General features: G+C 63.8%; 18 protein-coding genes and 2 tRNA genes. 17 read left to right on the top strand and 3 right to left on the bottom strand.

Annotated features, from left to right (window positions below):
• Positions 1 to 37: 37 nt before the first annotated feature.
• Complete coding sequence (locus VIR62_RS05070; protein ID WP_431869231.1) at positions 38 to 1228, bottom strand: aromatic ring-hydroxylating oxygenase subunit alpha; 1191 nt, start codon at positions 1226 to 1228, stop codon at positions 38 to 40.
• A gap of 49 nt (positions 1229 to 1277) precedes the next feature.
• Between VIR62_RS05070 and VIR62_RS05065 the strand changes: the two genes are divergently transcribed.
• The 17 genes from VIR62_RS05065 to VIR62_RS04985 all read left to right on the top strand — a co-directional run bounded on the left by VIR62_RS05065 (position 1278) and on the right by VIR62_RS04985 (position 18359).
• Entirely contained in the window at positions 1278 to 1880 is a 603-nt protein-coding gene (locus tag VIR62_RS05065; RefSeq protein WP_431869229.1) for a TetR family transcriptional regulator C-terminal domain-containing protein, read from the top strand.
• A gap of 74 nt (positions 1881 to 1954) precedes the next feature.
• Entirely contained in the window at positions 1955 to 2689 is a 735-nt protein-coding gene (locus VIR62_RS05060; protein WP_431869227.1) for a hypothetical protein, read from the top strand.
• A gap of 83 nt (positions 2690 to 2772) precedes the next feature.
• Positions 2773 to 2859, top strand: a tRNA-Tyr gene (locus VIR62_RS05055).
• Positions 2860 to 3193: 334 nt separating this feature from the next.
• Positions 3194 to 3430 (top strand): hypothetical protein, encoded by a 237-nt coding sequence (locus VIR62_RS05050; protein WP_431869226.1) that lies wholly within the window; start codon positions 3194 to 3196, stop codon positions 3428 to 3430.
• Positions 3431 to 3735: 305 nt separating this feature from the next.
• Complete coding sequence (locus tag VIR62_RS05045; protein WP_431869224.1) at positions 3736 to 4323, top strand: helix-turn-helix transcriptional regulator; 588 nt, start codon at positions 3736 to 3738, stop codon at positions 4321 to 4323.
• A gap of 499 nt (positions 4324 to 4822) precedes the next feature.
• Positions 4823 to 5233 carry a curli production assembly/transport component CsgF gene (locus VIR62_RS05040; protein ID WP_431869222.1) on the top strand — a complete coding sequence of 137 codons (411 nt, stop codon included), beginning with the start codon at positions 4823 to 4825 and terminating at the stop codon, positions 5231 to 5233.
• A gap of 29 nt (positions 5234 to 5262) precedes the next feature.
• The gene (locus VIR62_RS05035; protein ID WP_431869220.1) at positions 5263 to 6201 is read left to right on the top strand and encodes a CsgG/HfaB family protein; all 939 of its coding nucleotides are present in this window, start codon (positions 5263 to 5265) and stop codon (positions 6199 to 6201) included.
• A 245-nt stretch (positions 6202 to 6446) separates the two neighbouring features.
• The gene (locus tag VIR62_RS05030) at positions 6447 to 8456 is read left to right on the top strand and encodes a beta strand repeat-containing protein (RefSeq protein ID WP_431869219.1); all 2010 of its coding nucleotides are present in this window, start codon (positions 6447 to 6449) and stop codon (positions 8454 to 8456) included.
• A 63-nt stretch (positions 8457 to 8519) separates the two neighbouring features.
• Positions 8520 to 10652, top strand: coding sequence for a beta strand repeat-containing protein (locus tag VIR62_RS05025; RefSeq protein WP_431869217.1), 2133 nt, complete (start codon positions 8520 to 8522; stop codon positions 10650 to 10652).
• Positions 10653 to 10718: 66 nt separating this feature from the next.
• Positions 10719 to 11723, top strand: a complete 1005-nt coding sequence (locus tag VIR62_RS05020; RefSeq protein ID WP_431869216.1) for a hypothetical protein — start codon at positions 10719 to 10721, stop codon at positions 11721 to 11723.
• Between the two features lie 71 nt (positions 11724 to 11794).
• The gene (locus VIR62_RS05015) at positions 11795 to 13966 is read left to right on the top strand and encodes a beta strand repeat-containing protein (RefSeq protein ID WP_431869214.1); all 2172 of its coding nucleotides are present in this window, start codon (positions 11795 to 11797) and stop codon (positions 13964 to 13966) included.
• Between the two features lie 62 nt (positions 13967 to 14028).
• On the top strand, positions 14029 to 14787 hold the full coding sequence (locus VIR62_RS05010; protein ID WP_431869212.1) for a hypothetical protein: 759 nt from the start codon (positions 14029 to 14031) through the stop codon (positions 14785 to 14787).
• A gap of 90 nt (positions 14788 to 14877) precedes the next feature.
• Positions 14878 to 15657, top strand: a complete 780-nt coding sequence (locus tag VIR62_RS05005) for a hypothetical protein (RefSeq protein WP_431869210.1) — start codon at positions 14878 to 14880, stop codon at positions 15655 to 15657.
• A gap of 34 nt (positions 15658 to 15691) precedes the next feature.
• Positions 15692 to 16051: a curli-like amyloid fiber formation chaperone CsgH gene (csgH, locus tag VIR62_RS05000; RefSeq protein WP_431869208.1), complete on the top strand. Its 360-nt coding sequence runs from the start codon at positions 15692 to 15694 to the stop codon at positions 16049 to 16051.
• A gap of 160 nt (positions 16052 to 16211) precedes the next feature.
• Positions 16212 to 16285 (top strand) — tRNA-Gly (locus tag VIR62_RS04995).
• Between the two features lie 163 nt (positions 16286 to 16448).
• Positions 16449 to 17699: a tyrosine-type recombinase/integrase gene (locus tag VIR62_RS04990; protein WP_431869206.1), complete on the top strand. Its 1251-nt coding sequence runs from the start codon at positions 16449 to 16451 to the stop codon at positions 17697 to 17699.
• A 324-nt stretch (positions 17700 to 18023) separates the two neighbouring features.
• Entirely contained in the window at positions 18024 to 18359 is a 336-nt protein-coding gene (locus VIR62_RS04985) for a hypothetical protein (protein ID WP_431869204.1), read from the top strand.
• Positions 18360 to 18470: 111 nt separating this feature from the next.
• Here VIR62_RS04985 and VIR62_RS04980 read toward each other — a convergent pair whose 3' ends face one another.
• Positions 18471 to 18776: a transposase gene (locus tag VIR62_RS04980; protein WP_431869298.1), complete on the bottom strand. Its 306-nt coding sequence runs from the start codon at positions 18774 to 18776 to the stop codon at positions 18471 to 18473.
• Positions 18777 to 18942: 166 nt separating this feature from the next.
• Positions 18943 to 19405: AbrB/MazE/SpoVT family DNA-binding domain-containing protein (locus tag VIR62_RS04975; RefSeq protein ID WP_431869202.1), on the bottom strand; the 463-nt coding region annotated here is incomplete at its 5' end.

The raw sequence follows: 19405 nt of genomic DNA, 5'->3' as shown, positions 1-19405 counted from the left end.
GACTCCGTATGGACCCCAGCCGTCGCTGGGTGGCGCGTCAATTCATTGGTGTCGCCGGAGCGCGCTGGCTCCAGCCCGACGCCGGCGGATGATGCAGCCGCGCCTCCGGAATGAGCGCCCGCATCTTGCGGCAAAAGCTCTTCAGGCAGACTTCCTCGTCGCTCAAAGGGCCCACCGTGAAGCTACGCGAGTGCATCCCCGCCTGGACGCGGGCGATGAGGACGGTGTCCTCGGAATTCACCTGACGGTTGATCCGCCAGTTGATATATCGCGCGGCCTTCATCTCTCGCCGCTCGTCGGGGAGGGCGTAGCTGATCTCGCGGATGAGCGTCTCCGTCGGCGAGACGGGAAGGAACTGCATGAAATCGATCTGGTCGGGATAGATGTCGAAGGCGACGTTCGGCCACAGCTTGAAATAGAGCCACAGCCGCTGCGCTTCCTCGGGGAGATGGGGCACCGCCGGGAGGATGGACTGGTACGCCCGCTCCGAGAGATTGGGCGACGGCCGGTCGATCAGCGCGCCCCACATGCGGTCGACATTCTCCTCCGCCTCGATGCCGTAGCCGCGCCCGAACAGCCGGGTAAGGCCGGGATGGGCGATGGGAATGTGGAGGCCGTCCGAATAATTGTCGGCGACATTCTTCCAGTTGACCGGGCGCGGCCTCAGCGTCACCCGGCCCAGCGCCTCCATCTCCTCGAAGCGATAAGGCGTGATCCGCTCCTCATAGGGCGCCATCATTTCCCACACCGCCGGCCCGCCGCCCTCCAGCCGGACGAAGATGAAGCCGCGCCACACCTCCAGCTCGACGGGGACGAGGCCGCTCTCGGCGTCGCCCAAATCGGAATAGCCGCCCTTTCCAGGAACACCGGCGAGGGTGCCGTCGAGATTGTAGCTCCAGGCATGATAAGGGCAGACCAGCTTCTTCGCGCAGCCGGACGTGCCGTCGACGATCCGTGATCCCCGGTGCCGACAGACATTGGTGAAGGCCCTGACGGCGCCGTCCTTGCCGCGCACGACGACGATGCTCTCGCCGAGGAATTCCAGCGTGTGCCACTGGCCGGGCTCGGCGACGTCGCTCAGATGGCAAACCACCTGCCAGCTCGGCCGCATCACCCGCTCCACCTCGACGCGGTAGAACTCGGAGTCGCGGTAGATCCATGCGGGCAGGCTCCAGCCTTCGTCGGGATCGACGTTGGAACCTCTCTCCGCCTGCTGCACCTGACTCATCCTGGTTCGGCCTTTTGCACGATCGTATAATAACGACTATGATGACGCAATGGCGAGAGCGGCCTCAACACGCGAAAGCGCGGATTTCCGACGCCAGTCTCTCATCGAGGCGACAGCGGCCTGCCTTGCCGAGCATGGCGCGGCCGGGACGTCGGTTCGCACGATCTGCGCCCGCGCCGGCGTCTCGCCCGGGCTGCTGAGGCACTATTTCGACGGCATCGACGACCTCATCGCCGTTACCTACCGCGACGTCACCGACCGCGTCTCCGCGACGCTGCGGGAGGCGGGGGAAGCGGCCGGGCCAGAGCCCCGCGCCCGCCTCATCGCCTTCGTTACGGCGAGCTTCCGCCCGCCGATAGCGGACCCGGCGTTGCTCGCCACCTGGCTGGCCTTCTGGAGCCTCGTGAAGACCCGGCCCGCCATCGCCGCGATCCATGGCGAGACCTATCGCGGCTATCGCGAGGAGCTGGAGCCGCTTCTCGCCGGCTGCGGGCTTACGATCGCGCAGGCCCGTCCCGCCGCGATCGCGCTGACCGCGCTGGTCGACGGGCTCTGGCTCGAATTGTCGCTCGATCCCTCCACCTTCACGCCGGCCGAGGCGAGCGCGATGGCCGTGCGATGGGTGGACAGCCTGCTCGAGCGGCCGCTCTGATCCAGCTTGACGCGGCTCCTAAGGAGGCGAACATCGGCCGCTTTTCTCGTTGAGCCGGAGCAGGAGCAAACGCGATGGCGGCGACCCGGCCCGCGCTGTCCCGATGGCGCGCCGACAGGCTGTTCTTCACCGGGGCGGCGCTGTTCGCGGCGGTGATCGTCTTCGCCGGCTTTGCGCGCAGCTATTATCTCTCGCACTGGCTGACGCCGCCCGCGCGCACGCCGGAAATCACGCCACTGCTCCACATGCACGCGCTGGTCTTCACCTTATGGACCTGCCTGATCGTGGTCCAGCCGCTGCTGATCGCGAAGGGCGCCATCGGGATTCATCGGCGGCTGGGCATCGCGGGCGCGGGGCTGGCGGTACTGGTCTGGATATTCGGTAATCTCGCCGCCGCGGAAGCGATCGAGGCCGGCTACAAGGGCCTGGGCGACCCCTATGCCTTCTACGCCATCACCTTCTTTTCGATTCAGGCCTACGGGATCATCGCCGCGCTGGGGATCGCCTGGCGGCGCAGGGCCGAGACGCACAAGCGCCTGATGCTGCTCTCCAGCGCGGCGATATTGGAGGCCGCGGTCGGGCGGCTGCCGCTTCGCGTCGTGGTCGAGGGCGCGCCCTTCACCTTCTATGCGGGGGGCGACCTCATCATTCTGGCCGGAATCCTCTACGATCTTACCAGCCGCGGCCGCGTCCATCCAGTCTGGATCTGGGGCGGAGGAGCGTTGGTCGCGAGCCAGTTCGTGCGGGTGGCGATCATGGACACGGCGCCCTGGCTGGCTTTCGCGCATGCCATGGCCGATCTCGTCTGACCGCCGCGTTGACAGCAGCCGCCCCTTTCGCCATTGAGCCGCCTTCCTATCTAGGCGGGTGCGCGAGAGGCGCTCGCCTTCGGGGACAGGTGGCCGAGTGGTTAAAGGCAGCAGACTGTAAATCTGCCGGGCTTCGCCCTACGCTGGTTCGAATCCAGCCCTGTCCACCAGCCTTCACCAGAGCTTCGGCCGGCAAAATCCGGCGATCTCCCAGCCCCCAATCCTGGTTAGGCCGTCGGATATAGGCCGGTTGGGCAATATCGCCGCGGCCCGTTGGCGGGCATGTTCGGCTCGCCACTGTGAATCCCCGAGTGGTTAGGGCCGACGCATACCCCCGCGTCGGCCTTAAAATTTCCGCGAACGGCGAGTGGTGAAACGATCAATCGAGCAAGGACGCCCGGCTTTTTTGCTGCTGCCCGCTGATCGACTCCGCCAGTCGTTGCCGGTGGGAAAGACAGGGGTGATTCACGGCGTCCTGGGGCTTCGAGAGAATTTGGGGACGACATGCACAAACTATCCGATTGCGTGGACTATGCGGATTCACGCCTCAACGATCTGATCCTGGAAGCGCTGGGCGAAGGGTTATGGATCATATTCCGGCACTCGGAGATCGATCCCGCCGCACCGTGCCGAGGCGTCGCCCATATGGTGGTGACTGACGAAATCCTGAACGTGCTCGGCCTTTGTCCGCTGCGCTGCGCTCCGGAGGGATCGGCCCCGACCGCGTTCGCGCGCTATTAGGCGGCATTCCTGGCCAACTCGGCCACCGCCTTGTTGCCGATTGCGCGAGCAGGTCAAGGGCGTCGAGCTCACCGGGATTATCCGCTGCGGGCGCGGCTTTCACGAGCGCGGAAGAGATGGTTATTGTCCAGTCAGGGAAAATCCCTGATAGTGGCGGTGGGGGAAAGCCAGCCAATCTTAAGGGCATCTGTTGGGGGAACAGTGTTCTCGGTCAGGACCTTAGCGAGAGAGAGGTTCCAGTTACGACTGGAGCCGTCTTTCGCGCCCGCTGGCTGCCCGGAACGTGGGGGGAAAATATGACAATCATGGACCTTGATTCAAAGTCCAGCGACACCGTCTTGGAACGGCTGGCGCTGGACTGGCTCGACGGCGATCATCAGGCACGCCTGATCGTCGATCATGCGCTCACCATATTATGGTCGAACAGGGCCGCCGAGACACAGCTGGCCCGCAGGCGCGATATAGAGCGCAGGGGCAGCCTGCTCGCCCCGACCGATGCCGGCCATCAGTTCAGGCTCGAACAACTGCTCGCGGATTGCGCGGGAGGCATGGCTACTCTTTGCCTCACCGCTGCGAACGGCGACGGACACATTCTCTTTCGAGCTCGAGAGATCGCCTCGCGCAATGGTGCGCGGTGCTTCGGTCTTTCGTTCCATCGCAGCGGAAGCGAGTTCAGCGTTTGCTATGCCGACATCGACGTCGCCTTCGGTCTGACCAAGAGCGAAAGTCGCGTCCTGCTCCAGTTGATCGACGGATATTCGGCCGACGACGTGGCTCGCAATCTGGGGGTATCCTCTGAAACCACCAGGACTCATATCCGGCACATCTACGCCAAACTGAGCGTATCTTCGCGCGAGGAGTTGTTCAGTCGCATACGACCCTATCGGGTCTGATCGTCGCGATTGACCACTTTATTGGCGACGCGGGCATCTTGCATGCGCGCCGGGTTCGGCCGCAGCGGAGCCGACCGCACCATCATCGGTCCCTGAGTGAAGGAAACTGACCTTAACCCGGGGCTGATGTGGGAAAACTCACTGACAAAGCCATTATAGTATAGATACGTCGCTGCCTGCCCCATTATATTAATGAGGCGCGTGTTAATTTTGTCCCAGCTTGTCGATACTCGATTTCATCGGAAAGGCGATTTTGTTTTATCTTGCAAGTCTTGAAACGTGTTCTATGATCTGTGTCATTACGAGACAGAAATAGATTCGGCGGGGCAAATCAACTTGGGTCCTCACCCATGTTGGGGATGCGGCTATCCGCGACTCGTATTAACAATCGATAAAGCAAACAGAAATCCAGGGGCGGCCGCACGGCGGCTGCAAAAGGGGGGATTAAGTGCTTTCGAGTAAAACGGGCTTGTATCGTCTTGCGCGAGCTACTTCGCTGATGAGCAGCGGAGTCGCGGCCGCCTTTTTGCTGACCGCATCGCCGGCTCTGGCCCAAGACATGGTTTACGAGCCGATCAATCCGTCGTTCGGCGGCAATCCATTCAATTCTGCGCATCTTCTCGGCATCGCCAACGCCCAGAACGATTTCAAGGATCCGAGCTCGACGACCGGTCGGTCGGAAGCCGACATCTTCGCGCGTCAGCTGCAGTCGCGGCTTCTTTCGGCCCTGTCGTCGCAGATCGTGGACGCGATTTTCGGAGAGAACCCGCAGCAGCAGGGCACCATCTCTTTCGGCGGTCAGACGATCGACTTCTTCCGCGACCTCGACAGCGTCACGCTCAACATCACCAACGACGAGACCGGCGAAGTCACCGAAATCGTCATACCCACCTTCATCGAGGTCAACTGACCATGCGCAAGGGGGGGATCATTCCATGCATGGCCGTGCTTTTGCTTTCGGGCTGCATGTCGCTGCCGACCATTCCCGAGACGTCGAAGCTCGCTGTCTATCCGGAGAAGACGCAGACCCAGCAACTCCTCGGAGTCCTGCCGCCGCCGGCGCGTCCGGTCGCGGTCGCGGTCTATAGTTTCGAGGATCTGACAGGGCAGTTCAAACCGAGCGAAACCGGGCAGACGCTGTCACGCGCGGTCAGCCAGGGCGGCGGGTCGATCCTGGTCAAGGCACTTCAGGACGCCGGCAATCGCAGCTGGTTCACCATCGTCGAGCGCGAGTCGCTCAACAACCTGCTCAACGAGCGCAACATCATCCGCGAGATGCGCGAGCGCTATCTGGGCGAGCAGGGCGTCAATCCGCAGGCGCTGCCCGCAATGCTGTTCGCCGGCGTCATCCTCGAAGGCGGCATCGTCGGCTTCGACACCAACACGCTGACCGGCGGGGCCGGCGCGGCCTTCCTCGGCATCGGCGGGCGGACCGAATATCGGCAGGATACCGTCACCGTCTATATCCGCGCGGTTTCCGTGCGTACCGGCGAGGTGCTGACCACGGTGACCGCCTCGAAGACGATCGCCTCCTACGCGCTCGGCGCGAGCGCCTTCAAGTTCGTCGGCTTCAAGGAGCTGCTGGAGGCGGAGGCCGGCTTCACGACCAATGAGCCCGACCAGCTCGCTCTCCAGCAGGCGATCGAGAAGGCGGTCTACGCGCTCGTGCTCGAAGGCGTGGATCTGAAGCTTTGGGAATTCGCCGACGCCGAGGCCGGCTGGCCCTATCTGTGGCGCTATCGCCAGGAGCGGGACGGCGTGTTCTCGGCCGAGCAGGTTGAATCGGCGATGGACCAGGTGCGCGGTGCTGCGCCCCTGAGGATCAAGGAGGACAAGACGTCGAAGGATGACGAGATCGGGAGCTCCGGCTCGCGGTAGCGGGTCCGAGGTTCGCGGACGAGGCCGTTTCGCTGCAACGAAATGGCCTAGGATGTATCGGTTGAACGGGCGGCCCTGGCGCTCTCAACCTTAGGTAAATGCCCAGGGCAAAGAAAACCACGCACCGGAGCTGCAACTCCGATGCGTGAGGAAAAGTAGGCGTTTGGAACTAGTTAGCCATGTTGCCCCGGGTCTCGTGCCCGGGAGCCTCATGGTTATCACCCCCGCTAAGAGGAATGACAACCATGAAACGCACTATTCTCACTTCGGTTTCCGCGCTTGCCCTTCTCACCGCCGGCAGCGCGATGGCCCAGAACAACACGTCCGACATCACGCAGGATGGCTCCGGCCAAAACGCGACCGTGACGCAGACCGATGCCTCGAGCTCGGACTCGGACATCGACCAGAGCAACGCCAACAACACCGCTGCGGTGACGCAGGCCGGTGCCGACAATTACTCGAACGTCGCCCAGACGGCCGACGGCGCCAGCGCCACCGTGTCGCAGGACAGCAGCGCGGACGCGCCGACGAGCAACGATCCGACGAATGACTCCAGCGTCATCCAATCGGGTGATTCCGATGCGACCGTCAGCCAGACCGGGGAGGGCAATGCGTCGGACGTCGATCAGTCGGGCGCGCTCTCCAGCGCCAATGTGACGCAGCTTAACGGCAATCGTCCGGCTCCGGGCGCGGCCAATCGCCTCAACCAGGCAACGATCGACCAGGATGCCGACGACGCGGACGCGACGATCGACCAGAATGGCGAGGGCGACAGCTCGACCATCTTCCAAAGTGTGACCGCGAACAATGCCAGCGCCACGTCGACCCAGTTCGGCGAGGACAACAACTCGACGATCAACCAGAGCGGGGCCGACACGATCGCGACCGTTTATCAGCAATCGGGGCCCGGCACGTCGGGCAACGGCAACAGCTCGGGCGTCGACCAGAGCGGCGACGGGGCCAACGCGAACGTCTTCCAGCTTGGAACGGCCAACATCTCCACGGTGAATCAATCGGGCGACAACACGATTGCCGAGGTGGACCAGAACGGAAACGAGAACAGCTCGCTCATCAATCAGAGCGGTGCTGGTGCCGAAGCGCATGTCGACCAGAGCGGCACCGAGGTCGGATACGGCCTGGCTCCGCCGAACAACAACTCGGTGGTCGATCAGTCCGGCGCCGGCGCCTTCGCCGACGTCACCCAGAACGGCGAGCTCAATCGTTCGAACGTCGACCAGAATGCCGACGCCGACGCCATCGTCAGCCAGACCGGCGTCTACAACGAGTCGAACGTCACGCAGAATGCCAACGGCGCCAGCGCCAGCGTCACCCAGGCCGGCGATCCGGCATCGGGTGGCCCCGGCACCGGCCAGGGCGACAATCTGTCGAACATCACCCAGAATGGCGCGTCGTCCGCGACGGTCAACCAGCTCGCGAACAACCCGACCGACGGCTTCGCGTCGAACGACTCGCTGATCCTGCAGAATGGCGATGGCTCAAGCGCCGGCGTCACCCAGACTGGCGACAACAACGACTCGGATGTCGTGCAAGGGGCCCGCAACAGCGCGGTCGTGAACCAGGACGGTGACGACAATGCGTCGATCGTCAGCCAGGCGGCCGACAATATCGCTGACGTCAACCAGCAGGGCAACCTCAACAGCTCGGATATCCAGCAGAGCGGCGACTTCCTGCGCGCTTCGGTCGATCAGATCGGCGACGAGAATGAATCGACGATCACCCAGACCCGTCGTGGCGGCAACGCCCATGTCGATCAGCTGGGCTTCAGCGGCAAGTCGGACATACAGCAGGTCGGCGAGAATAACAGCGTTGGTAATTCCGACAACGCCGCGGGCCTCCGCCAGCTTGCCGGCAGCACGAACGCCGATTCGACGATCATCCAGGGCGGACGGCGCAACAGCGCCGACGTCGAGCAGGGGGGTGACCTCAACAGCTCGCTGATCCGGCAGAACGCGGCGTTCCTCCGCAGCGATTTCGACTCGCTCAACTCGGCCAATGTCGATCAGCTGGGCGACCGGAACCTGTCGGAGATCCGTCAGGGCGAAGGCGACGTGGACAGCGCGCCGCCGCCGTCGTCGGGCAACATCGCCAACGTCATGCAGACCGGGGACGACAACCAGTCGTTCGTCGACCAGTCCGGCATGAACAACACCGCTAACGTGACGCAGGCGTCGAACGCCAACCTCTCGACCGTCACCCAGGGCGGCACCGGCAACACGGCGATCGTCAATCAATAACGACGTAACGGCCGGCGTCCTTCAGGGCGCTGGCCGGCTTTTCAAGAAAGAAGGACCAAGTTCATGAAGCGCGCGATCCTCACCTCGGTTTCCACCATTGCCCTTTTCGCCGCGGCTCCGGCCCTGGCGCAGAACAATACCGCGACCGTCACCCAGGACGGCCTCGCCCAGCAAGCGGAAGTCATCCAGACGAATACGTCGGGCAGCGACGTTACCGTCGACCAGCAGGGCGCCGACAACTGGACGGTCGTCCGGCAGGGCGCGGGCGGCGAGAACAACACCGTAACCATCAACCAGGACGGCGCCGACGTGCCGCCGACCGGCGTTCCGCAGAGCGAAGAGCCCTACAGCCAGCAACTCAGCAACATCGCCGACGTGACCCAGAATGGCGACAACGGCTCCGTTGAGGTCGACCAGACGGGCAACAACCGCGCACAGGTCCATCAGGCCTATGCTCCGGGCGAAGGCCAGTCAGCCATTATCGATCAGGAAACGGTTCCTGGCGACGGCACCGAGAACTACGCCGCGACGCACCAGCGCGGCAATGATCTCTCGGCCGACACCACGCAGAACGGCGGCAACAACCGCGGCATCGTGTCTCAGCAGCTCAGCGGCAACGCGGACTCTTCGATCTTTCAGCTCGGCAACAGCAACGAAGCCGGTGTGACGCAGAGCGGCGAGGACACGGACGGGGTGTCGTCGGATATCGATCAGCTCGGCAACAGCAACGATGCTTTCGTCGACCAGAGCGGCATCGGCGCGGAGTCGCTGATCCTGCAGACCGGCAACGGCAACTTTGCCGACGTGACGCAGGCCGGCGACAGCTTCTCGGATGTCGACCAGGCCGGCGACGGCAATGACGCGACTGTCGGCCAGGATGGCGACAACAACACCTCCGACATCGACCAGCTGGCGAACGGCGCGGCGGCGAATGTCACCCAGGCGGGTAACGGGAACGCCTCGACGATCCTGCAGACGGGCGATGGCGCCGGCGCCATCGTCAGCCAGACCAGCGACGACAACACGTCCCGCATCAACCAGAGCGCGGGCGCTTCGGCGGACGTCACCCAGACTGGCGGGGCCAATCCGCTCGGCCCGCGCAACTGGGACGGCGATACCTTGCCGCCTTCCACCGCCGGCGAAGCCTTCGCCAACAACGTGTCGCTGATCGACCAGTCGGCCGACGGCGCCAGCGCGGCGTTGGTGCAGGACGGCACTCTCAACCGCTCCAGCATCGATCAGAGCGCTGCCGCCAGCGCGGACGTGGCTCAGAGCGGCGTCTACAACACTTCGGTGATCGATCAGACGGCTGCCGGCGCGGCCACCGTCGACCAGGGCAGCGTCGCCCCCGGCGACTTCGCCCGCAATGCCTCGCGCATCACCCAGTCGGCCGACGGCACGTCGGCGTCGGTGACGCAGCGCGGCACCAACCTGGCCGACCCGCTGAACGCCCCCACCAACGTCTCGCTGATCGATCAGTCGGGTGCGGATTCGACGGCGATCGTGAGCCAGATTGGAGATGAGAACAGCTCCAGCATCACCCAGAGCACGATCACAAACCGCGCGGTGGTAAGCCAGAGCGGCAACAACCTCTCGTCGACGGTGAACCAGTCGTCGGCCAAAGGCGTGGGCGTCTACACGGATGGCTCAGGGAGCTATTCTGCCGGCGTAGCCTATGTCACCCAGGTCGGGGAGGATAACACTTCCGGCGTCACTCAGAGCGGCGCTTCGAACTTCGCCTTTATCAATCAGGGGGCGAGCGGCAACGACTCCACTGTCCTCCAGACGGGCGAAGCCACCGTTGCCAACGTCAGCCAGACCGGATCCGGCAACAGCTCGGAACTCAACCAGTCGGGCTTCGTCGCCAACTTCAACCTGAGCACCGGCGTCCGCCAGTCGGGCGATGACAACCAGTCGGTTGTCAACCAGACCGGTAGCGCAACACTGGACGGCGACTTCAACCAGTTGCTCGACAACACGGTGGATGTCGATCAGTCCGGAAATGGCAACGTCTCGCTCGTCAACCAGGGCGGTACCGACAATGAAGCGCGGCTCGCCCAGTCCGGCAGCGGCAACAACTCTATCATCACTCAGGGCGGCGGTCTCAACAACGCCTACGTGACCCAGGCGAGTGACGGGAACGTTTCCAACGTCACCCAGAACGGCACTGCCAACACCGCCATCGTCAATCAGTGAGCGTAGCCGGCCGGTGTTCCTCGGAGCGCCGGCCGGTTCCTTCGAAGACTAGGAAAGGAAAGCATCATGAACCGCATTCTTCTCACCGGCGCATCGGTCGCAGCACTTCTCGTGGCCGCTCCCGCGCTCGCACAGAACAACGATTCGGACGTCACCCAGTCGGGCAGCGGCGCCGTCGCCACGGTCGACCAGACCGGCGCGAACGACGTCTCCGACATCACGCAGACGGGCGGCGGAACCGTCAACGTCAACCAGGACGGCGTCACGGGCTCGACCTCGACCGTCACCACCAGCGCCGACGATCGCCCGCCCGAGAGCACCGTCGACGTGACGCAGAGCGATGACGGCTCCAGCAGCGCCGGCACCAGCCAGGCCAACGTCTCGACCGTCATCCAGGACAATGTGAACGGCTTCGGCCTCAGCGGCACGGGCTCGACCGTCAGCGTCACCCAGACCCACAACGCCGCCGGCGCCGGCCAGAACGACTCCTACGTCCAGCAGGGCCGCAATGCCGTCAGCGGACAGGTGACCGTGGACCAGATGGGCGGCGAGAACGTCTCCGACTATGTGTCGACGACGTCCACCGATAATGATGCCGACATCCTGCAGAGCGGCACCCAGAACACGTCGTCGGTCGTGCAGAACTTCCAGAATGGCGGCGCTCGCGCGACCGTCAATCAGACCGGCACCGGCGGCACCAACAATGTCTATATCGAGCAGGTCTCGGCAGGCTTCGCCACGACTCCGGTGGAGTTCGCGGTTGGCGCGGAAGCGTCGGCCACCCAGAACGGCTCGCTCAACAGTTCGTCGATCAGCCAGACGGGCTTTAGCGAGACGGCAACGACCGCCAACTTTGCCAGCTCAAATCAGCAGGGCAACAGCAACACGTCCTCGATCACCCAGTCCGGGATCGACGGTTTCGCTTCGCTGACCCAGGTCGGCAACGGCAACGACTCGCTGATCACACAGGGCGGCAGCGGCAACTCGGCCACGGTCAGCCAGCTGAGTGACGGCAATGACTCGATCGTCACCCAGAACGGCACCGGCAACACCGCCGTCGTCAACCAGTAAGTGATGGGACCGGCGCCTCGACACGGGGCGCTGGTTTCCGAGAATTCAGTAAACGGGGGAAGGTAACCATAATGAAGAAAGTATTTCTCACGGGGGTTTCGGTCGCGGCGATTTTCGCTGCCGGTCCGGCGCTCGCCTCTGACTCGGTCGTCACGCAGAACGGCCTGGGCAATGACGCTACCGTCAACCAGACCGGTTCGACCGGCGATACGGACTCGACCGTCACCCAGATCGGCGACAACAATGTCGCGGGCGTGACGCAGTCGGGTGACAACAACAATGTCACGATCAGCCAGACACAGAACTTCATCCCGACTGCGGAAGATCCGAGCAACGAAGCGACGGTGACGCAGGAGGGCGTCGACGGCGACCTGACGATCCTGCAGGAAGGCGACAACATCGCGTCGGTCACTCAGGACTCGGGCAGCGTGGACGACGACGCGTTCATCGCGCAGTTCGGCGACGACAATAGCGCCGACCTCACGCAGAGCGGCGACAGCCAGGCGACCGGCATATTGCAGGTCGGCAGCACCAATACCGCCACCGTCAGCCAGACCGGCGCGGGCACCGATCCGGCCGTTCCGACCGTCGAGGAAGTGCTGGCCGGCGAAGCCGACGGCGCGGGCATCGCCCAACTCGGCAACGGCAATACCGCCAGCATCAGCCAGGCAGGCCTCAACGGGGGGTCCGGTATCCTGCAACTGGGCAACGGCAATACCACCACGACCAACCAGAGCGGTACCTCATCCTCGTCCTTCTCCGGCGTCGTTCAAACCGGTGACGGCAACGCGGCCGGCGTTACCCAGAACGGCACCGACGATCTGTCGATCGTCTTTCAGGACGGCAATCTCAACACCGCGGACGTCATCCAGAACGCGGGTGATTTCTCCAGCGTGAATCAGTTGGGTGAAGGCCATAGCGCCACGGTGACCCAGGACGGCGGCGCGACGTCGGAAGTCGCGCAGTCGAACGAGGCCTCGGGCGCGCCCGGAAACAGCGCGACCGTGTCGCAGGATGGTTCGAGCTTCTCCAGCGTCGCTCAGCTGGGCCAGGGCAACAGCGCCGGCGTCAGCCAGACGGGCGACGGCAATACCTCGCTCCTCGATCAGGGTGGTCCGCCCCCCGCGGAGGCCAATAAGATTGGCGATGCCAACAGCACGGCGACGATCACGCAGGACGGTTCGGGCAATTATTCACAAGCCTCGCAGCGGGCCGACAATGCCGTGGTGACCGTCAGCCAGGATGGTGTGGGCAACAGCTCCACGATTTTCCAGGGCGCGAACACCAACAACCCGGCCGACGAGAATGGCGACCGGGCGATCGTGTCGGTCACGCAGTCGGGCAGCGACAACGTCTCGGATGTCCAGCAGCGCAACGACGACGTCGGCGCTTCGGTCAACCAGAACGGCGATGCGAACGATTCCGGGATCACCCAGAATGGCCGCTTCGGGACCGCGTCGGTGACCCAGTCCGGAGGCAGCAACGAATCCGACGTCTCGCAGGGAACGGCCGCTCGCGGCGCCGATGCGATCGTGTCGCAGACCAGCGCCATCGCTAGCACTGGCAACTATTCCAACATCATCCAGAACGCCGAGGATGGCTACGCCAACGTCGCGCAGGACGGTGAAGGAAACGACTCGAACGTCTCGCAGTCGGGTGCCAACAGCGCTCCGCCGCGGATGGAAGCGTTCGTCAGCCAGACCGGCCTCGACAACGAGTCTGACGTCACCCAGACGATCACCGGGGCGGGAGCCCTGGCCGACGTCGAGCAGGACGGCACGGGCAACGTGTCCAGCGTCGTCCAGAACGGCAACGCCGAAGCCTACGTTTCGCAGATCGGCGATCTCAACACATCGACCGTGGCGCAGAATGTCGGTTCGGACGGTTCGCAGGCCTTTGTCTCTCAGCTGGGCGACAGCGGCACTTCGTTCGTTACGCAGAATGCCGGCGCCAATACTGCCCAGCTGACGCAGACGGCGAGCAGCCTCTCGGCTTATTCCGAGATCACGCAGGGCGGCGGCTCCGGCAACTCGGCGTTGGTGACGCAGAGGGCGGAAGCCGACTCCTTTGTGACGCAGACCGGCAGCACCAACACCGCCGAAGTCGATCAGTCGGGTGCCGGCGCTCTGTCCACCATCACGCAGGACGGCACGGGCCACAGTGCCCAGGTGTCGCAGACCACCGCGTCGATCTCGACGGTGACCCAGACGGGCACCGGCAACGTCGCCGTCGTCAGTCAGTAAGTAACCACGGCCGGCGCCCGTCACGGGCGCCGGCCACCTTTTGAATGAAGAAGGAACCGGCCATGAACCACCGCATCGTCCTCGCAGCCGCCAGCGCGCTCGCGATGGCTCTGGGCGCGGCGCCCGCATTGGCCGACAATGACAGGATCCCACCCGGCGATCCCTGCGGTATCGGCCCGGGCGTCGGGACCGGGAATCCCTGCAACGGCAATGAAGGCAATGAAGGCGATCAGGGCAATTCGGGGCACGGCAATGGTGGCGGTGAGCTTCCCGACTTCGAAATTCCGCCCCTGCCGGGGCATGGCGCGTACATAACCCAGATCGGCGATTATAACGACGCGACCGTCACCCAGACCAATTCGGATTCGCTCGCCATCGTCTGGCAGGATGGCGACGACAACAACGCGGATGTCACCCAGAACGGCACCGATCGCGACTTCGTCCTCGTCAAGCAGTTCGGCAAGGAGAATCAGGCCATCGTCTCTCAGCAGGGGGATGGGGAGAACGTTCTCTATGCGGTACAGGCGGGCCATCAAAATCAACTGGCCGCCAGTCAGACGTCGACCGGGGAAAGCAGCGGCGCGATCATGGCCCAGTTCGGATCGAACAATGAAATGTCGCTGGCCCAGAACGGGTCGGACAACCAGGCCCTGTTGAAGCAGATCGGCGACCGCAACGAGATGCACGCCACCCAGAATAATGACGGCAACCGGCTCGTCTGGGTCCAGGTCGGCAACAATCTTCCCAAGGGCAACCAGCCGACCGAGATCACCCAGAATGGCGGCGGCAACATGCTCATCACCCAGAAGGGTGGATGGTAAGCGCGTCGCGCGGCTTCGTTCCGCGCCGCCGCAATGCTATAGGGATTCATGCCGCCAATGGAGCGGTTGCGCCCGTAAGGACAGCCCGCGATGAAGCAGCCATTCACCGACAGCCGCATCTTGCGAACCCCGAAAGCGGGGAGCGTGCTGGCCCTCGGGATTCTATTTGTCTGCGGCTCCGCCGCGGCGCAGGTTACGGCAAGTCGTATCGAGCAGATTGATGCGGCGAGCGGGCGGAACGGGCCGACCGCGCCCATCGAGCAGGTTTCCTCACCGACTCCGACGCGAACGATCATCGCGCCGCCGCGGCCGGTTGCCCCGCCGCCGCTGGAGCAGCTCAGTTCCGGCGCGGATGGAGTTTCGCCCACTCGCCAGCTCACCGACGCCGATCGCGACGCCAGGGCTCCCGTCCAGCTCTACAAGGGCGGACCGACGGCCCAGCCTCCGCAAGCTCTGTCTCAGCGGAGCGAGGGGCGGACCGGCGCCGTCACGCCGGTCGAGGGCGACGATGCCTGCGATGCGGCCGAAGAGGACACCCCGGAAAAGGCCGAGCTCTGCCGGCGGGTGATCGAAACGCGCGCGGCCGAGTTCCGCCGGCCCGATCCGACCCGGCTTTCGCCCGAGCAGCGGTTGCTGGTCCAGCAGCGGCTGCGCGAGGGGACGACCACGGCCAGCGCCACGCGGCGCCTCGTCTCCGACGGCGACGCCGATTCGATGGAGGGGCTCGCCGTCGCGTCGATCGTCCTTGGCTCGCCGCAACCGAGCGAGAAAAGGCCCCTCGACCCGGCGGAAGAAGCGGCCGTTGACGCGGCGGCGGCGCTCGTGACGGCGATTATCGGCCAAACGTCCCCCGGCCCCACTCCCGATTGAGGAGGCGGGCCGAAGCGGTGAAGGAGTTGTATCCATGGGTATCATCAGCGCCATCATGCTGCTGGCCGCTCCAGTCATGAATCAGACGGCACCGGCCGAAGCTCCGCCGATTCGCCTGGTGTCCGAAGAGGTTGGCGGAGGCGTGCGCCTGAAAGTGATCGGCGCGTCGGACGAGATCATGGCGGCGAGCTATGCCCTGGAAGTGACCGGGGGCAGAGGCGCCAACCGCTCCGTCCAGCGGGGAACCGCGCGGCTCCGGCCGGGGGCTCCGGTGACCCTGGTGACCCTGACGCTCGGCAATGCCAATGCCGGCTGGTCGGCGCTCCTCAAGGTGTCGCCCGAGGACGGCACGCCTTACGAGCAGATCAAAGGCTCCATCAGCGAGAGCGACTGACCCGCCCTGCATTTTGTAAGCGACGACCGGATTCTGCTTGGCCTGTCGCCCGCACCCACGACCCGTGTTGACGCCGCCGCCCTGGTGGTGGCACTGAGCGATCCGATCGGACGCAATCTGCACGACGAGATATCGGAAAGCAGGCCAAGTGGCTGATTTAGCGGGTATAGCTCAATGGTAGAGCACTAGCCTTCCAAGCTTGTGACGCGGGTTCGATTCCCGCTACCCGCTCCAACAGTCCTTCCCAAGACATCCCAGAATGTCCCGTAGGCGTCTGTTTTTAGCGACTTTTTTCTGGTATATAGTCTCTGAAAGTTCGGAGAGATTTTACCGAATCCCAGCACATAAATGGAACAGGTGATGGTATCTCCGAAAAGCGGAGAAGGGCGATACCATCATGACCCATGAGAATCGGCAAAAGTCTCAGCTGACGGCGGTTTGGGTGAAGCGAGCCAAGCCCAAGGATAAGCCGTACAAGCTTTCGGACCGGGACGGCCTCTATCTGTACGTTAAGCCGAACGGCAGTCGGTTATGGCGGATGAACTACCGCTTCCACGGGGCACAGAAGACGATCTCGTTCGGGCGCTGGCCGGAGGTCACCCTGGCGGACGCTCGCGAAAAGACCTTGCAGGCCCGCCGACGTCTTGCAGACGGTATCGATCCTTGTGAGCAGAAGAAGCTCGACAGGATTGCAGCCTCGATCGCGCAGGCCAACACGTTCAAAGCCGTTTCCGACGACTGGCTGGAGAAGGTTGGCCTAGAAGCTCGTGCGCCTATGACGATCAAGAAGTACGAATGGCAGCTCGGACTGGTAATGCCGAGTCTCGGCCGGCGGCCTATCACCCAGATCACCCCACATGAGGTCCTGCTCGCCCTCAAACGGATCGAGCGGACCAAGAAGTACTACACTGCCTGTAGCGTCCGTGCGACGTGCAGTCAGGTCTTCCGCTACGCGATTGCCACCGCGCGCGCGGAACGTGATGTGTGCGCCGACCTTCGCGGAGCCTTGGTGACCCCGAAGGTCGTTCACCGCGCAGCAGTCACGACGCCCAGAGAAGTGGGCGCGCTGATGCGGTCCATAGAGGACTACGACGGACATCCGATCATCCGAGTGGCCTTGCGCCTGCTTCCTCATGTCTTTGTTCGTCCCGGCGAGCTGCGCCATGCCGAATGGAAGGAGTTCGACTTCGAGCGCGCGGTCTGGACCATCCCGGATCACAAGATGAAGATGGGCCTGCCTCATGCGGTGCCGTTATCTCGGCAGGCGATCGCGATCATTTGCGATCTGGAGCATGACGAAGCTCTGAGCCCCTATCTGTTTTATTCGCTTCGAGCGACGGACAGACCGATGTCCGACAACACCATCAATGCGGCCCTCAGGCGACTCGGCTACGCAAAGGATGAAATGACCGCACATGGCTTCCGCGCCATGGCGGCGACCTTGCTCAACGAGATGGGCATCTGGAATCCCGATGCGATCGAACGGCAACTCGCCCATGTTGAGGCCAACTCGGTCCGGCGCGCCTACACGCGTGGTCAGTACTGGGATGAGCGTGTCCAGATGATGCGGCACTGGTCGGATTATCTCGACGATCTGCGGGGCGGTGCCACGATCCTGCGGCCCAACTTCCGCCATCGTGGGCCGTAGCTGCGCTTGAATCACTGCAGGACGATCGTTCTTCAGGTTTTGGCCCGGTTGCAGACAGGCTCCTTGCGGCGGACGGCCAGCAAAGTCGGGACCTTACCGCTTCCCGGCCCATCCCTTGTAAGCGTCAGCCGATCTACGCGGCGCAGCTCCTGACGAACGATGATCGCGTGCGTATGGCCAAGGGCGGCGTAACCGGCAACCCGATCGCACCGAGCCTTGGAGGAGGCGAGTTCGCTAGAGTACGCGGCGCCAAGCCACCTCGGCGTGTCGTCGCGAACAATGCGTGCAGGCGCCGCGCAGACCACCATTCGAACGGAGCAGGACATGTCCACATTCAAGGAATCCGCGATTAAGGATGGCGACCGCATCGATGCAGCCGACATCCCCAGCGCGCTCACACGCGCACCATTCACCTACGCTAACGGCGCGACGCAGGTCTTCACGTCGGATGGGCGCACCGTTTACACTGAGAGAGGGAAACCTTCGCCGGGGGAATGGAAAGTGGACGATGACGGGCGGTTCCAGTCGTTCTGGCCACCGTCGGAATACACCAACTACGACGTAACCTGGATCGCCGATTCACACGGCGAGGCCATCGGGATCAGGTTCACTGACCCGGAACGGGGAGCAACGTTTGAAGGCCGATACAGCCGAGGATAAGCTCGACCGCGTGTCGCCTCAAGGAGTCAAGGGGGCCTGCTCGGACAGGCTGACGGATTGCCACGAACTATGCGGGCGCGATCGTTGGTCGCGCCCGCATCCTATTTGCTATCAGCGCCTATGATCATCGGCGATACGTAAGCGGCACCTCGACCACACGCCAGATCGTGCCGCGAGCGGCGAAGTCGCCGCTGGCAGCGGATCCGACGGTGGCAGCGCCGCCACCATGGGGGCCGCAGGCGCCGCGTCGACGATCTCGCACGGCACGAACCCCTCGGTCGCCGCCGACGGCAACTGCTTGCGCCAGGTGTAGAGAAGGCCCGTCGAGATGCCGTAGCGCCGCGCCACCTCGGTCGGCATCGTCGCGGACCCGAGGCTCTCCTGCACGATCGCCATCTTTTGCTCTGGACGCCACACCCGCTTGCGCGAACCCACGCGGCCCAGCACCTCGGCCCTACCTCGATCAGACGTCGTAAGAGCCTCGTAAGACGTCTCAGCCAACACCAGAGCCCTCCGCCACCGACAGCATCGGCGAGGACTCCCGCACCCAGCCGATCACATCAAGGCCGGGTCCAGCCGCCGCTTACCATCCCTTAGCGATTGCTTCGTTGATCTCGTCGATCGAGAGTTGCCGGCCGGTACTGCTCTGCAGAGAGCCAAAGGCTTCCGCAATGCTGTGGGCCTTACGAGGGCGGCGAAATGTGAGGCCGGCGTTTCCTGTCATTTCGACATCCAACTCCGATCCGGGCCGAACGCCAAGATGCGTAAGCACCTCAGGGGACAAAGCGATCCGCCCAGCAGCATCAATCTTGAGCTTTGGCACTCCGATCTCCAACACACCGGCGGATCGATCCAAGCCGGCGACGTTCAAGAATAGCATGTCTTCCGAATGGTCCCGACCGAGCTTGGCCTTGTGTGGACGGCCCTCCGTTGGCGAGTGGTTTCTGTCGCTGCGCGCTCTGCTGGTTGGTGCGGCCATGTGTCCGGCCTTTAATGCGGCTATCACATGCGCCGCTGGCCATGATGCCTTTCGCGCGGATCGGGTC

The organism is Allosphingosinicella sp., assembly GCF_036570505.1.
Lineage (GTDB): Bacteria > Pseudomonadota > Alphaproteobacteria > Sphingomonadales > Sphingomonadaceae > Allosphingosinicella.
This window is presented reverse-complemented; position numbering and strand designations above follow the sequence as displayed.

Bases quoted from the DNA above. Each gene is read 5' to 3' on its own strand.
- VIR62_RS05070 (WP_431869231.1), bottom strand. From the start codon at position 1,228: ATGAGTCAGGTGCAGCAGGCGGAGAGAGGTTCCAACGTCGATCCCGAC.
- VIR62_RS05065 (WP_431869229.1), top strand. From the start codon at position 1,278: ATGGCGAGAGCGGCCTCAACACGCGAAAGCGCGGATTTCCGACGCCAG.
- VIR62_RS05060 (WP_431869227.1), top strand. From the start codon at position 1,955: ATGGCGGCGACCCGGCCCGCGCTGTCCCGATGGCGCGCCGACAGGCTG.
- VIR62_RS05050 (WP_431869226.1), top strand. From the start codon at position 3,194: ATGCACAAACTATCCGATTGCGTGGACTATGCGGATTCACGCCTCAAC.
- VIR62_RS05045 (WP_431869224.1), top strand. From the start codon at position 3,736: ATGGACCTTGATTCAAAGTCCAGCGACACCGTCTTGGAACGGCTGGCG.
- VIR62_RS05040 (WP_431869222.1), top strand. From the start codon at position 4,823: ATGAGCAGCGGAGTCGCGGCCGCCTTTTTGCTGACCGCATCGCCGGCT.
- VIR62_RS05035 (WP_431869220.1), top strand. From the start codon at position 5,263: ATGGCCGTGCTTTTGCTTTCGGGCTGCATGTCGCTGCCGACCATTCCC.
- VIR62_RS05030 (WP_431869219.1), top strand. From the start codon at position 6,447: ATGAAACGCACTATTCTCACTTCGGTTTCCGCGCTTGCCCTTCTCACC.
- VIR62_RS05025 (WP_431869217.1), top strand. From the start codon at position 8,520: ATGAAGCGCGCGATCCTCACCTCGGTTTCCACCATTGCCCTTTTCGCC.
- VIR62_RS05020 (WP_431869216.1), top strand. From the start codon at position 10,719: ATGAACCGCATTCTTCTCACCGGCGCATCGGTCGCAGCACTTCTCGTG.
- VIR62_RS05015 (WP_431869214.1), top strand. From the start codon at position 11,795: ATGAAGAAAGTATTTCTCACGGGGGTTTCGGTCGCGGCGATTTTCGCT.
- VIR62_RS05010 (WP_431869212.1), top strand. From the start codon at position 14,029: ATGAACCACCGCATCGTCCTCGCAGCCGCCAGCGCGCTCGCGATGGCT.
- VIR62_RS05005 (WP_431869210.1), top strand. From the start codon at position 14,878: ATGAAGCAGCCATTCACCGACAGCCGCATCTTGCGAACCCCGAAAGCG.
- csgH (WP_431869208.1), top strand. From the start codon at position 15,692: ATGGGTATCATCAGCGCCATCATGCTGCTGGCCGCTCCAGTCATGAAT.
- VIR62_RS04990 (WP_431869206.1), top strand. From the start codon at position 16,449: ATGACCCATGAGAATCGGCAAAAGTCTCAGCTGACGGCGGTTTGGGTG.
- VIR62_RS04985 (WP_431869204.1), top strand. From the start codon at position 18,024: ATGTCCACATTCAAGGAATCCGCGATTAAGGATGGCGACCGCATCGAT.